At 71.2% G+C, this 13219-nt stretch carries 12 protein-coding genes; 7 read left to right on the plus strand and 5 right to left on the minus strand.

Annotation, left to right across the window (positions count from 1 at the left end):
* Window positions 1-8 precede the first annotated feature (8 nt).
* On the minus strand, window positions 9-1136 hold the full coding sequence (locus ACFC8N_RS27405) for an ATP-grasp domain-containing protein (RefSeq protein ID WP_356025479.1): 1128 nt from the start codon (window positions 1134-1136) through the stop codon (window positions 9-11).
* 272 nt (window positions 1137-1408) lie between these two features.
* Between ACFC8N_RS27405 and ACFC8N_RS27410 the strand changes: the two genes are divergently transcribed.
* The gene (locus ACFC8N_RS27410; protein WP_376290649.1) at window positions 1409-2314 is read left to right on the plus strand and encodes a metallophosphoesterase family protein; all 906 of its coding nucleotides are present in this window, start codon (window positions 1409-1411) and stop codon (window positions 2312-2314) included.
* A complete protein-coding gene (locus ACFC8N_RS27415; RefSeq protein ID WP_376290651.1) occupies window positions 2262-2942 on the plus strand; it encodes a 4'-phosphopantetheinyl transferase in 681 nt (226 codons plus the stop codon). Before ACFC8N_RS27410 ends, ACFC8N_RS27415 begins: the two co-directional genes overlap by 53 nt.
* A 34-nt stretch (window positions 2943-2976) precedes the next feature.
* On the opposite strand, the gene ACFC8N_RS27420 is transcribed toward ACFC8N_RS27415, so the two are convergent.
* Window positions 2977-3204: a hypothetical protein gene (locus ACFC8N_RS27420; RefSeq protein ID WP_362823538.1), complete on the minus strand. Its 228-nt coding sequence runs from the start codon at window positions 3202-3204 to the stop codon at window positions 2977-2979.
* Between the two features lie 378 nt (window positions 3205-3582).
* Window positions 3583-4239, minus strand: a complete 657-nt coding sequence (locus tag ACFC8N_RS27425) for a helix-turn-helix transcriptional regulator (protein WP_356025473.1) — start codon at window positions 4237-4239, stop codon at window positions 3583-3585.
* Between the two features lie 267 nt (window positions 4240-4506).
* On the opposite strand from ACFC8N_RS27425, the gene ACFC8N_RS27430 reads away from it, so the two are divergent.
* Window positions 4507-5178, plus strand: coding sequence for a hypothetical protein (locus ACFC8N_RS27430; protein ID WP_376290654.1), 672 nt, complete (start codon window positions 4507-4509; stop codon window positions 5176-5178).
* A 136-nt stretch (window positions 5179-5314) separates the two neighbouring features.
* Here the strand turns inward: ACFC8N_RS27430 and ACFC8N_RS27435 are convergent, their stop codons facing one another.
* Together ACFC8N_RS27435 and ACFC8N_RS27440 are read right to left on the minus strand one after the other, a co-directional pair.
* A complete protein-coding gene (locus ACFC8N_RS27435) occupies window positions 5315-6253 on the minus strand; it encodes a PDR/VanB family oxidoreductase (protein WP_376290657.1) in 939 nt (312 codons plus the stop codon).
* Between the two features lie 55 nt (window positions 6254-6308).
* Window positions 6309-7373, minus strand: coding sequence for a Rieske 2Fe-2S domain-containing protein (locus ACFC8N_RS27440; RefSeq protein WP_376290659.1), 1065 nt, complete (start codon window positions 7371-7373; stop codon window positions 6309-6311).
* Window positions 7374-7565: 192 nt separating this feature from the next.
* On the opposite strand from ACFC8N_RS27440, the gene ACFC8N_RS27445 reads away from it, so the two are divergent.
* The 4 genes from ACFC8N_RS27445 (at window position 7566) to ACFC8N_RS27460 (ending at window position 13148) form a co-directional block, all read left to right on the plus strand.
* Window positions 7566-8039, plus strand: coding sequence for a cold-shock protein (locus tag ACFC8N_RS27445; protein ID WP_376290688.1), 474 nt, complete (start codon window positions 7566-7568; stop codon window positions 8037-8039).
* A 70-nt stretch (window positions 8040-8109) separates the two neighbouring features.
* Window positions 8110-9996: a molecular chaperone HtpG gene (gene htpG, locus ACFC8N_RS27450; protein WP_376290661.1), complete on the plus strand. Its 1887-nt coding sequence runs from the start codon at window positions 8110-8112 to the stop codon at window positions 9994-9996.
* A 227-nt stretch (window positions 9997-10223) separates the two neighbouring features.
* The gene (locus ACFC8N_RS27455; RefSeq protein WP_356025463.1) at window positions 10224-12272 is read left to right on the plus strand and encodes a phosphocholine-specific phospholipase C; all 2049 of its coding nucleotides are present in this window, start codon (window positions 10224-10226) and stop codon (window positions 12270-12272) included.
* 66 nt (window positions 12273-12338) lie between these two features.
* On the plus strand, window positions 12339-13148 hold the full coding sequence (locus ACFC8N_RS27460) for a phospholipid scramblase-related protein (protein ID WP_356025461.1): 810 nt from the start codon (window positions 12339-12341) through the stop codon (window positions 13146-13148).
* The last annotated feature ends 71 nt before the right edge of the window (window positions 13149-13219 follow it).

Raw genomic sequence — 13219 nt, forward strand, 5'->3', positions numbered from 1 at the left:
GCGTCGGCCTAGAGCGGCAGCACCTCCGCCGCCGAAGCCGCCTGCACAGGCAACGGGGCCACCGGCAACACCACCTCGGCCTCCTCCGACGCCTGCCTCTGCCGCGGAAACGCCGTGGGCATCAGCGGGCGGGGTCCCGAGACCACCGTGTAGTCCTGCCCGAGGAACGGCGGCTCGATCACGCCCGGGTCCTCGCCGAGGGCCAACCGCACAGCGGCCCAGGGGGCGTTCACCCCGCACAGGGACAGCTGGTGCAGGCCCCCGGCCGGCCGCGTGTTGACGTCCAGCAGCACCGGCTCGTCGCCGTACATGCGGAACTGGATGTTGGAAAGGTGGTGCAGCCCGAAGCCCTCCGCGATCAGCCGGGCCGGGGCCAGCCAGCGCTCGTCCAGGGTGAAGCCGCGCCGACGGCCGTTCTTGGTGCGGCCCACCGCGAGCCGCACCCGGTTGTCCGGCCCGGTGAGGACGTCGACGGACACCTCGGGCTGCTCCAGCCGGGGCATCACCAGCCAGTCCACCGGCTCCTGCGCCCGCCGCAGTGCTTCGAGGACCAGGTCCAGCTGCACGTACGGGCCGGGGAAGCCCGCGAGGTGGGTCAGCGAGAACGGGGCGCGGGTGATCACCCGGAAGCCGACTCCGCCCGCACCGGCGGCAGGCTTGAAGCACGCCTTGTGCCCGGCCGACTCCAACTCCTCGACAGCGGCGAGGAGTTCGTCGGCCGTACGGGCCCGCCACCACGGCGGTACCGGGACGCCCACCGAGCGGACGGCCTCGTACGCGGTCGCCTTGTCCTCGAACACGGCCACCGCCTCCGGGGTCGGCGCCAGCAGCGCCGTGCCCGCCGCCGCGAAGTCGGCGCGGTGCGCCACGATCGCCGCCTGGTGCAGCCGGGGCACGAAGACGTCGATGCCGCGCCGGGCGCACTGGTCGAGGGCGTACTCGACGTAGGCGGCCGGGGACAGGCCCTCCGGTTCGAGGTCGGCGGTGTCGGCGGCGGCCAGCACGGGGGAGTCGGGGTCCCCGTGCGTCGCATGGATCTCCACGGCCCGGTCGCTGGGATTTCTCCGCAGCTGTTCCATGAAGAAGACGTTCTCCGCGTACGTGCGGTTGAGCCAGACGCGTACGCGAGAGAGCATGCAGGCCGCCTTTCGGGTTTCCGGGCAGGGCGGAGCGGCCCGTGCCCGGGCAGAAGGAAGGAAGGGACACCGAACAGCCCCTGCGAAAAGGGGAAGTTGGGGCGACGGTGTTGCGGCGATCATACGGCTTTCAAGCGCCCGCTCGTGCAACGCCGGGGTTACGGATTCCGGAACCCCCTAGAGCCACCCCGCCGGGCCCGTGACCCCCTTGTCCCGGATCCGGGAATGTGTTCTTGTGGTCGAGGCGGACGATGATCGGAAAGGGGCACGGGGTGGAGTCGACGGCCGGGGCCGGACAGCTGCTGGCCATCAGCGACCTGCACATCACCTATCCGGAGAACCGCGCCCTGGTCGAGCGCATGAGGCCCACGAGCGACGACGACTGGCTGATCGTCGCCGGTGACGTCGCCGAGACCGTGGCCGACATCCGCTGGGCCCTCGGCACGCTCGCGAGCCGCTTCCGCAAGGTGCTGTGGACGCCGGGCAACCACGACCTGTGGACCCACCCGAAGGACACCGTCACCCTGCGCGGCGTCGCCCGCTACGAGCACCTGGTCGCCATGTGCCGCGAGCTGGGCGTCGTCACCCCCGAGGACCCCTACCCGGTGTGGGAGGGGCCGGGCGGCCCGGTCGCCGTCGCCCCGCTGTTCCTCGGGTACGACTACTCGTTCCTGCCGGCCGGCTGTGACACCAAGGCCGAGGGCCTCGCCTACGCGCAGAGCACCGGCATCGTCTGCAACGACGAGTACCTGCTGCACCCCGACCCGTATCCGACCCGGGACGCCTGGTGCCGGGCCCGGGTCGCCGAGACCGAGCGCAGGCTCGCCGCGCTCCCCGACGGTCTGCCCGTCGTCCCGGCCAACCACTACCCGCTGCACCGGCACCCCACCGAGGTCCTGTGGCACCCCGAGTTCGCCATGTGGTGCGGCACCACGCTGACCGCCGACTGGCACCGCCGGTTCCCGATCGCGACCATGGTCTACGGTCATCTGCACATCCCCCGCACGACCTGGCACGACGGAGTCCGCTTCGTGGAGGTCTCGGTGGGCTATCCCCGTGAGTGGCGCAAGCGTTCGGACTCCCCGGGCAGGCTGCGTCGTATCCTGCCGATGGAGGTCGAAGCCGGTGATCGAGGAGCTGCTCCCGGAGTCGGTCGTGGTCGTGGAGGCACACCGTGACGACCCGCTGTGGGACGCCCCGCTCTTTCCCGAGGAGGAGGCGCTCGTCCAGCGGGCGGTGACCAAGCGCCGCCGTGAGTTCGCCGCCGTACGCGGGTGCGCCCGGCGCGCCATGGAGAAGCTCGGTGTGCCCGCGCAGCCCGTCGTCAGCGGTGAGCGGGGTGCCCCGGTCTGGCCGGCCGGCCTGATCGGCAGCATGACCCACTGCGACGGCTACTGCGCCGCCGTGCTCGCCCGCGACGGCGACCTGGCCTCCGTCGGTATCGACGCCGAGCCGCACGGGCCGCTGCCCGAGGGCGTCGGCGACTCCGTCTTCCTGCCCGCCGAGTCCGGGCGGCTCGCCCTGCTCGCCGCGCGGCGGCCCGGCGTGCACTGGGACCGGATCCTGTTCAGCGCCAAGGAGTCCGTCTACAAGGCGTGGTTCCCGCTCACGCGCCTGTGGCTGGACTTCTCCGAGGCCGACATCACCCTGCACCCGGACCCGGACGGCGGCGACCGCGGCACCCTGCACGCCGAACTCCTCGTCCCCGGCCCCCGGGTCGGCGGCCGCAGACTCCAGGCCTTCGACGGGCGGTGGGCCGTACGGGACGGGTTCGTGGCCACCTCCGTGGTCGTACCGCACCCGTGACGCCGGGGAGGCGCCCGCCCGGCCCGGTGCGCGCTCATGCGGGCGGGCACCAGTCGCGCAGCAGGCGGAAGAACTCCTGCTCGTTGCCCGTGAGGCCCGCCCGGGCCAGGGCCTGCTCGGCCTCGGCCAGCACGGCGGGCGGCACCACGGCGGGCCGGCCGCCGTCCGGCGGGCCGTCGAAGGCGGCGCGGACGGTATGCAGCAGCCGCAGGTAGGCCTGTACGGCGGTGCGCTCACGGTCGGTCAGTACGGCGGTGGGCATCGGTCGGCTCTCCCCGGATAGGCGTCGCGGTCTGCGCCCCGCGGCGGGCGCACACCACCAGCTTGCCGCCCACCACTGACAACGCCCTCCGGCTGCGCCCCGGATCGCCCGCTCGGCGCAGTCCGGACCCCGTGTTCCCCGGGACGCGGGACCTCGGTGCACCGGGCCGGCCGGGCCGAACCGGCCAGCCCGGTACGGCACTTGCCAGCGGCGCCCCGCTGCACCACGGCCCGGAGCGCGGCCTGATCCAGCCACAGCCCGCTCGCCCTACCGGACGGGCAAGGGGCCGCACGGACGTGGACCGGGCGACCGCGGCGCAGGCTCATCTCCTCGCGCAGCCTGCGCATGTCCCTGCCGACGCCGGCAGTCCTGCCCGGTTCAGGACTCGGGCCGCTTGACGCTCTCCAGGAGCATGTCCAGCCACTCCGCGACCTTGTCCCGGTGCTGGTCCGTCGGCAACTGCGCCGCCCGCCAGGCGATTCCGCGCACCCCGTGGTCCTGGAGCAGCCGCTCCAGCGGGTCCTCGGCGGCCGAGGCGGCGGCCCGCTCCCGGTCCGCGAGCTTCGTCAGCAGCTCCTGCTCGGTGCGTTGCAGCGCACCCGCCAGCGCCTCGGGATCCTCGGCGGTCAGGAAGCCGGCGTGCACCCGGAAGAAGCGCTGGAGCGCGTCGCAGTGCTCCATGGTGGGCCGGCGGTCGCCGTTGATGAGGGCGCCGGCCTGTTGCCGGGACATGCCCGCGCCGTCGGCGATCTCCTGCTGGGTGTACTTGCGGCCGCCCGGCTTCAGCCGGGTGCGGCGCAGCAGGCCCAGCCGCTGCAAGAAGCGTGCCTGGACGTCCGGTTCGCCGGCGGGGCGTCCGCTGAGCAGGGCCCTGACCACCGGCTCGGGCACACCGCAGGCCACGGAGAGCCGTCCGACGCAGAAGACCTCGGCGTGCGGCACACCGAGTCGGTCGGCGAGCGCGGTGACGCGGGCGACGACGGCCGGCAGCTGGGCGGTCGCCGTGGCGCCCGGATCCTCGTAGCCATCCGTCACCGACAGAACTCCTACGTCTCTCGAGGGTTTCCGATGCGTCCGTGCTTCCCGGATGCGTCCGGCCTTCCCGGCTTCTCGTGAGCGGTCGCCGTGATGTTCCCGGAGAGTAGCCGGTGCCTCGAACTCACATCCAGGTGTCGCCACAACTGTGGCGAATTTCAGCCGTCAACAGGCAGGAAATGCCACGATAGTTGACATCCCACAGGACGGGGTCGCAGGATCGCAGGGGCCGCGTCAGGCCGCAGAGGCAAGAGGGGTGACCTCCCGATGGCACATCAGGCAGGAGGGCAGCGGCCGGCGCCGCGGCCCGTCCCCGATGCGTGCGACACCCAGGCGTACCTCCAGGACTACGCGGTGCTGCTGGAGTCCCTCGCCCTGCCCTCCCTGGTCGTGGACCACCGCTGGGACGTGGTCATGGCCAACGGCGCGTACGCCACGCTCTTTCGCGGAGTGCGCCCGCATCCGACGGCCATGCCCGGGGACAACTTCCTGCGGTTCGTGCTCTTCCACCCGGACGCCGCCGAGGTCCTCGGCGAGCACGAGCCGGGCTGGTGCCTGCCGATGCTGGCGCACCTGAGGACCGCGCTGGAGACGTACGGCCACGACCACGAACTCCAGGCGGTCCGCCGGGACATCGCCCAGGACCCGATCATGGAGGCCGCCTACCGGCAGGGCCTGCCGCACTGGATGCGGGCGGTCGGCGAGTCCGCCACCCGGCTCGACGGCGCCGTCCGGCTGCTGCACCACCCCGACCTGCGCCGGGGCCCCACCGAGTGCCGGGTCGTCGACGAGACCCCGCAGGCCCTGCGGGAGGTCGGCTACCGGCGCCTGACGATGGTCCTGCGCGACGCCCGCCGCCCCGCGGCCCCCGTGCGCCGCCCGCGCCGCGCACGTGGTACGGCGGCCCACCTCACGGTCGTACCCCCGCCCCAGGACTGACCCGGCACCGCCGGCGTTCAGGTCACCGGCGGCGCCGGGTCGGGGCCAGTCTGCTGACGCCGACGGGCAGGACGACGACGTTCTTGACGGCCCCGCCGAGTTCGCAGCTCGCTGACGTCGCTGTTCCTGTGCGGTTTCACAGATCCAGTACCAGGCGGGTGCCCCGGCACCGGGACACACAGATCATCATCGTGTCACCGGCCGCCCGTTCCTCCTCGCCGAGGACCGAGTCCCGGTGATCGGGGGTGCCCTCCAGCACATCCGTCTCGCAGGTACCGCAGGTCCCCTCGGTGCAGGAGTACAGCACCTCGACCCCGGCGGCCCGCACCGTGTCCAGCACCGATGCCTCCGGGGGCACCGTGAGGGCACGGCCGCTGCGCGCGAGCACCACCTCGAACTCCGCCGCGGCGTCCGCCTGCCGGGCCGTGGCGGCCCGGAAGCGCTCGACCCTCAGCCGCCCGGCCGGGCAGCGGGCCTCGACGGCGTCCAGGAGCGGTCCCGGGCCGCAGCAGTACACCAGGGTGTCGTCGCGGACCCGGACCTCGGACAGGACCGGGGCCAGGTCGAGCAGGCCCGTCTCGTCCTGCGGGGCGAGGGTCACCCGCTCGCCGTAGCGGGCGAGTTCCGCGGTGAAGGCCATGGAGGCGCGGGTCCGGCCGCCGTACAGCAGCGACCACTCGGCGCCCGCCGCCTCGGCCGCGGCGAGCATGGGCAGGATCGGGGTGATGCCGATGCCGCCCGCGACGAACCGGTAGCGGGGGGATGGTTCCAGCCGGAAGTGGTTGCGCGGCCCGCGCACCCGGACCGTGCCGCCCGTGTCCAACTCGTCGTGCACGCGGGCGGATCCGCCCCGGCCGTCTGGCTCGCGCAGCACCGCGATCCGCCACGCGGAGCGGTCCGCCGGGTCCGAGCACAGCGAGTACTGCCGTTCCAGCTCCGGGCCGAGCAGCAGGTCCACATGGGCGCCGGGCTCCCAGGCGGGCAGGTGCCGCCCGAGCGGGTGCCGCAGGGTCAGCGACAGCACCCCGTCCGCCGCGAACTCCCGCTGCGTCACGACCAGTTCGAACTCAGTCACCGTACGTCCTTCCGGAATGCGTGCCCCTCGGGGTGCGCCGGCGTCCACCGCCGCATCACCGGACCTTCTCCACCGGTGTGGCGCCCTCCTCGGCCAGCCGGGCGAGGATGCGGCGGGCGGCAAGACCGCCGGCGTCGATGTTGACGCTCAGCTCCTGGCCGCCGGCACGTTCCGAACTCAGCGTCTGCTGAAGGAGGTTGAGGGCGTCCACGTCCTGCATCACCACGGTGTGGTTGTTGGTGCGCAGGAACTCGCTCACCTCGGGGTCGTCGGTCGCCCAGTTCCGGGAGACCGCCCAGAAGTCGTACACCGCGCCGTCCGTGGACGGGGTGATGGCGTAGGTGATCTCGGTGCGGAAGCCGTGCGGGTCGCTGCCGTCCGGCCCGGGTTCGGCACCGACCGGCGCGATGCTGCTGTGCAGCAGATACAGGCAGGGCGCGTGGTACTCGATGTCCTGCCGGCGGCTGATGCGGCCCGTGAGGCCGGTGGAGCGGGAGTAGAACGACGGGCATTCGGCGTCGTCCATGTGCCGGCTGACCCGGACGATGCCCGCGGCCTCGTCGACCTCGGTGGTGATGGGTGTCTCGGCGACCTCCGGGGTGCCGATGTAGCCGCCGTGCAGATAGGTCTCGTGGGAGAGGTCGAGGAGGTTGTCGACGAGCAGGCCGTAGTCCGCGGCGATCGGTTCCATGCCCCGGACGGTGACCCAGCCGGGGGAGTCGAGGTGCCGGGCCCGCGGCACGGCTCGGGGGTCGGCGAGTGCCGGGTCGCCGATCCACACCCAGACCAGGGAGTCCTGCTCCACCACCGGGTAGGAGGCGACGCGGGCGGTGCGCGGAACGCGTTTCTGGCCCGGCACGTACACACAGGTGCCGGTGCGGTCGTAGGTGAAGCCGTGGTAGCCGCAGACGATCCGGTCGCCGTCCAGACCGCTCTCGGAGAGCGGGTAGCGGCGGTGGACGCAGCGGTCGTGCAGGGCGACCGGGCCGCCGTCCTCCTCGGCGCGGTAGAGGACGAGCGGCTCGCCGAGGACGGTCCGGCCGAGCAACTCGCGCCCGACCTCGTGGCCGTGGGCGGCGACGTACCACTGGTTCCTTGCGAAGGCGGTTACATGGGGCATCGAGCCGGCTCCCGTCTGTCGTCGTGACGGCATCGTCGAGGAGCGTCTCCCGGGGCCGCAACGCTCCTTCCGTCTGGCGGAAACACCCTGCGTCGTGGCGGTGCCCGCACCGCCCGTGCCGCCTGTCACATCGCGTACGCTGGGCGGCAGTACGAGGGTTGGGTGTGGCTGAGTGAGTGTGGGGGGTTGTGGATGGCTGTCGGTCGGGTGATCCGCTTCGACGGGATGCGCGGGTACGGCTTCATCGCGCCGGAGCAGGGCGGAGAAGACGTTTTCCTGCATGTGAACGACTTGCTGATTCCCGAGTCGTCCGTGCGCTCGGGGCTGGCGGTGGAATTCGAGATCGAGAACGGCGGGCGCGGGCTGAAGGCGTCTTCCGTCCGGCTCGCACAGGAGCAGGGGGCCCCGTCGGCGCAGCCGGCCGAGAGCGCCGCCGGGACTCCAGCGGCTCCAGCCGTTTCCGCCGTTTCCGCGGCTCCGGCGGGTTCCGGGGCTGCCGGGGAGGGGCAGGAGCCGATGTGCGACGTGCTCGGCTCGGCCGAGTACACGCGCGAGGTGACGGAGCTGCTGCTGACCTCCGTCCCCGATCTGACGGGGCAGCAGATCATCGCCGTGCGACGGCAGTTGGCCCTGTTCGCCCGGCGGCACGGCTGGATCGAGGACTGACAGGACACCCCTGTCCCACGATGCGGGGCGCTCCCGCACGTGCGCACATCATGTGAGGAGAAGCGACGCAATGACCACCGAGACGCTGGAGTTCCAGGCCGAAGCGCGCCAGCTCCTGCAGTTGATGGTCCATTCGATCTACTCGAACAAGGACATCTTCCTGCGGGAACTCATCTCCAACGCCTCCGACGCCCTGGACAAGCGCCGCCTGGCCGGCCTCACCGACGACCGCCTGCGGGTCGAGGACCCGCACATCGCCGTCGAGGCCGACAAGGACGCCCGCACGCTGACCGTGCGTGACAACGGCATCGGCATGACCCGCGACGACGTCGTCGGACTCATCGGCACCATCGCCCGCTCCGGTACGGCCGAGACGCTGCGCCGGATGAAGGAGAAGGCGAAGGAGAAGGAGAGCGGGAACGGGACCGGGAACGGGAACGAGAAAGGCGCCGAATCGGCCGAACTGATCGGCCAGTTCGGTGTCGGCTTCTACTCCGTCTTCATGGTGGCCGACAAGGTCACCCTGCTCACCCGCAGGGCCGGTGAGGAGACCGGCGTGCGCTGGGAGTCGGACGGCGGCGGCACCTACACCATCGAGACCGTCGAGGACGCCCCGGAGGGCACGGCGGTCACCGTGCACCTGCGCCCGGCGGACGAGGAGGACGCCCTCCACGACTACGTCGACGAGTGGAAGATCCGGGAGATCGTCAAGCGGTACTCGGACTTCATCGCCTTCCCGATCCGGATGGGCGACGACACCCTCAACTCGATGAAGGCCCTGTGGGCGCGGCCGCGCTCCGAGGTCGCGGACGAGGAGTACCGGGAGTTCTACCGGCACATCAGCCACGACTGGACCGACCCGCTGGAGACGATCCGGATGCGGGCGGAGGGCACGTTCGAGTACGAGGCGCTGCTGTTCCTTCCCGCACGCGCCCCGCACGACCTGTTCCAGCGCGACGCCCGCCACGGCATCCAGCTGTACGTCAAGCGCGTGTTCATCATGGACGACACCCGTGAACTCCTGCCGTCCCACCTGCGGTTCGTCAAGGGCGTAGTGGACGCGGCCGACCTGTCGCTGAACATCTCCCGCGAGATCCTCCAGCAGGACCGGCACATCCAGCTGATCCGGCGCCGCCTCGCCAAGAAGGTCCTGTCCACCGTCAAGGACCTCATGACGAACGACGCCGACAAGTACCGTACGTTCTGGCGGGAGTTCGGCCCCGCGGTCAAGGAGGGGCTGCTCGACGCGAGCGAGGACCATCAGGCCATCCTCGACATCGCCTCGTTCGCCACCACCGCCGGCGACGAGCCCACGAGTCTCGCCGACTACGTCTCCCGGATGAAGGACGGCCAGGACAAGCTCTACTTCATGACCGGCGAGAGCCGCGCCCAGGTCGAGAACTCCCCGCACCTGGAGGCGTTCAAGGCCAAGGAGTACGAGGTCCTGCTGCTCACCGACCCGGTGGACGAGATCTGGGTGGACGCGGTGCGCGCCTACGACGGCAAGGAGTTCCAGTCCGTGGCGCGCGGCGCCGTCGACCTGCCCGCGGGTGAGGACGAGGAGCTGTCCGAGGAGAAGTCCGGCACCTACGCAAGCCTGCTGACCTGGCTGGGCGAGACGCTGGACGACGTCAAGGACGTACGGCTCACCACTCGCCTGACCAGCTCGCCGGCCTGCCTGGTCAGCGATGCCGACGGCATCTCGCCGGCGCTGGAGAAGATGTACAAGGCGATGGGCCAGGAACTCCCGCCGGTCAAGCGGATCCTGGAGCTGAATCCCGGGCATCCGCTGGTCAGCGGGTTGCGGGCGGCGCACGAGGAGCGCGCCGACGCCCCGGAGCTGACCGAGACGGCCGAGCTGCTGTACGGCACCGCGCTGCTCGCGGAGGGCGGGGACCTGGCCGACCCGGCGCGCTTCGCGAAGCTGCTCGCCGACCGCCTCGCTCGGTCGATCTGACCGATATGTCCGAGTAGTTCGGCATTGTTCGCCGGTCATGGTCCCAGCCGACCATGACCGGCGGAGCACCTCTCGGACCGCCGACTTTCACATGGGCGCCATCAGACCCTTCCCTGACGTTTGTTGCTCTTGGAACACTCGCTCCGCGCAGATTCCGTCATTCGCGCGACAGCATGACGACCACGCGACGGCATCACGTACGTCAGGACGAGAGGACCCGAACACCCATGGCCGAAGTCAACCGGCGCCGCTTCCTTCAACTCGCGGGCGCCACCACGGCGTTCACCGCGCTGTCCAGCAGCATCCAGCGCGCGGCCGCCCTGCCCGCCCACCACCGCACCGGGACCGTGCAGGACGTCGAGCACATCGTCGTCCTCATGCAGGAGAATCGGTCCTTCGACCACTACTTCGGTTCGCTCCGCGGCGTCCGTGGCTTCGGCGACCCCCGCTCGGTCGCGCAGAACGGCACGTCGGTCTGGAAGCAGTCCGACGGCACGAAGGACATCCTGCCCTTCCACCCCGACGCCGACGACCTGGGCCTCGCCTTCATACAGGACCTGCCGCACGGCTGGAACGACACGCACGCGGCCTTCAACGGCGGCAAGTACGACAAGTGGGTGCCGGCCAAGGGCACCACGACCATGGCGTACCTGAAGCGCGAGGACATACCCTTCCACTACGCGCTCGCCGACGCCTTCACGCTCTGCGACGCCTACCACTGCTCGTTCATGGGCTCGACCGACCCGAACCGCTACTACATGTGGACGGGTTACGTCGGCAACGACGGCCAGGGCGGCGGCCCGGTCCTCGGCAACGACGAGAAGGGCTACGGCTGGACGACGTACCCCGAGCGCCTGGAGAAGGCCGGGGTCTCCTGGAAGATCTACCAGGACGTCGGCGACGGCCTCGACGCGAACGGCTCCTGGGGCTGGATCCAGGACGCCTACCGCGGCAACTACGGCGACAACTCGCTGCTCTACTTCAACCAGTACCGCGACGCCAAGCCCGGCGACCCGCTCTACGACAAGGCCCGTACCGGCACCGACGCGAAGAAGGGCGAGGGCTTCTTCGACCAGCTGAAGGCCGACGTCAAGGCCGGCAAGCTGCCGCAGGTCTCCTGGGTCGTCGCCCCCGAGGCCTTCACCGAGCACCCCAACTGGCCGGCCAACTACGGCGCCTGGTACGTCTCCCAGGTCCTGGACGCGCTCACCTCCAACCCTGAAGTCTGGGGCAAGACCGCGCTGTTCATCACCTACGACGAGAACGACGGCTTCTTCGACCACGTCGTCCCGCCCTTCCCGCCGGCCTCCGCCGCGCAGGGCAAGTCGACCGTGGACGCCTCGCTCGACCTGTTCAAGGGCGACGCCGGGCACGTCGCGGGCGCGTACGGGCTCGGCCAGCGCGTGCCGATGCTCGTCGTCTCGCCGTGGAGCAAGGGCGGTTACGTCTGCTCCGAGACGTTCGACCACACCTCGATCATCCGCTTCATCGAGCGCCGCTTCGGGGTGCACGAGCCGAACGTCTCGCCCTGGCGGCGCGTCGTCACCGGCGACCTGACCAGCGCCTTCGACTTCTCCCGCAAGGACACCAAGCCGGTCGCGCTGCCGTCCACGGCCGGCTACCAGCCGCCGGACCACAACCGCCACCCGGACTACGTGCCGAAGCCCCCGGCCACCCCCTCGCTGCCGAAGCAGGAGCGCGGTCACCGGCCCACCCGCCCGCTGAAGTACGCGCCGGTGGTGGACGGTTCGTCGGACGCCGGGACCGGCAAGATCACGCTCACGTTCGCCTCGGGGGCGCACGCGGGCGCGGCCTTCCTCGTGACCTCCGGCAACCGCACCGACGGCCCCTGGACCTACACCACCGAGGCCGGCAAGACCCTCTCCGACGCCTGGAACTCGGTCTACTCCGGCGGCTCCCACGACCTCACGGTGCACGGCCCCAACGGCTTCCTGCGCGTCTTCAAGGGCAAGGGCAAGGCCGCCGGGCCGGAGGCGACCGCCCGGACCGCGGGCGACCACCTGGAACTCACCTTCACCAACCGGGGCTCCGGCACGGCGCACTTGAAGGTGACGAGCGGCTACGGCGGCCACCCGGCCACGGTGTCCGTACGGCCCGGCGCGACCGTACGGCACACGGTCGACCTCACGGCGAGCAGGCGCTGGTACGACGTGACCGTCACCTGCGAGGGCGACCCGGCCTTCCTGCGCGGCTTCGCCGGCCACGTCGAGAACGGCCGGCCCGGCGTCAGCGACCCGGCGCTCGCGACGGAGTGAACGACCGATGAACACCGCTCCGTGCGGGCTGGTCAGGTACCGGTCATATCAGGGTAGTGTGCCCCGGTGACCACGCAATCGAACACTCCTGCCGGCTGGTATCCGGATCCGCACGGAGCGCCCCAGACGCTCCGCTACTGGGACGGCACGCAGTGGACCCAGCACACCAACCCCGCCCAGGCACCCGCGGGCCAGGTCCCGCAGCAGGGGGCCGACGCCAGGGTGCAGCGTCAGGTGCAGCAGCAGGCCGGGGTCCAGGCGGGCGGCCCCGGCGGCGGCACCGTGTTCACCGAGCCGGTCCTGGTCGTGAACCAGAAGGCCAAGCTGGTCGAGGTGACCAACGAGTACAAGGTCATGGACCAGAACGGCCGCGAGATCGGCGCGGTGACCGAGGTCGGTCAGGGCGTGCTCAAGAAGATCCTGCGCTTCGTCTCCAGCCTCGACCAGTTCATGACCCACAAGCTGGAGATCCGTGACGCCTACGGCCAGCCGCAGCTGCTGCTGACCCGGCCCGCGAAGTTCCTGAAGTCCCGGGTCGTGGTGTCGCGGCCGGACGGCTCGGTCGTCGGCGAGATCGTCCAGCAGAACGCGATCGGGAAGATCAACTTCGCGATGAACGCGAACGGCCAGCAGGTCGGCGCGATCAAGGCGGAGAACTGGCGGGCCTGGAACTTCGCGATCGTCGACCACGCGGACAACGAGGTCGCCCGGATCACCAAGACCTGGGAAGGCCTCGCGAAGACGCTGTTCACGACCGCGGACAACTACGTCCTCCAGATCCACTACCAGCTGCCCGAGCCGCTGCTGAGCCTCGTGGTGGCGACGGCCCTCACCGTCGACACCGCCCTCAAGCAGGACTCGCGGGGCTGGAACTGAGTCGGCCCCGACGGGGGAGAAGAGTCTCGACCACGACGACGGCGGCCGGTGCGCGCGGAGAACGCGCGCAC

The sequence above is a fragment of the Streptomyces sp. NPDC055966 genome, assembly GCF_042269865.1.
GTDB lineage: Bacteria > Actinomycetota > Actinomycetes > Streptomycetales > Streptomycetaceae > Streptomyces.

Coding starts and splice junctions, on each gene's coding strand:
- ACFC8N_RS27420 (WP_362823538.1), bottom strand. CDS start 3,204: ATGCCCACCGCCGTACTGACCGACCGTGAGCGCACCGCCGTACAGGCC.
- ACFC8N_RS27405 (WP_356025479.1), bottom strand. CDS start 1,136: ATGCTCTCTCGCGTACGCGTCTGGCTCAACCGCACGTACGCGGAGAAC.
- ACFC8N_RS27440 (WP_376290659.1), bottom strand. CDS start 7,373: ATGCCCCATGTAACCGCCTTCGCAAGGAACCAGTGGTACGTCGCCGCC.
- ACFC8N_RS27455 (WP_356025463.1), top strand. CDS start 10,224: ATGGCCGAAGTCAACCGGCGCCGCTTCCTTCAACTCGCGGGCGCCACC.
- ACFC8N_RS27430 (WP_376290654.1), top strand. CDS start 4,507: ATGGCACATCAGGCAGGAGGGCAGCGGCCGGCGCCGCGGCCCGTCCCC.
- htpG (WP_376290661.1), top strand. CDS start 8,110: ATGACCACCGAGACGCTGGAGTTCCAGGCCGAAGCGCGCCAGCTCCTG.
- ACFC8N_RS27445 (WP_376290688.1), top strand. CDS start 7,566: ATGGCTGTCGGTCGGGTGATCCGCTTCGACGGGATGCGCGGGTACGGC.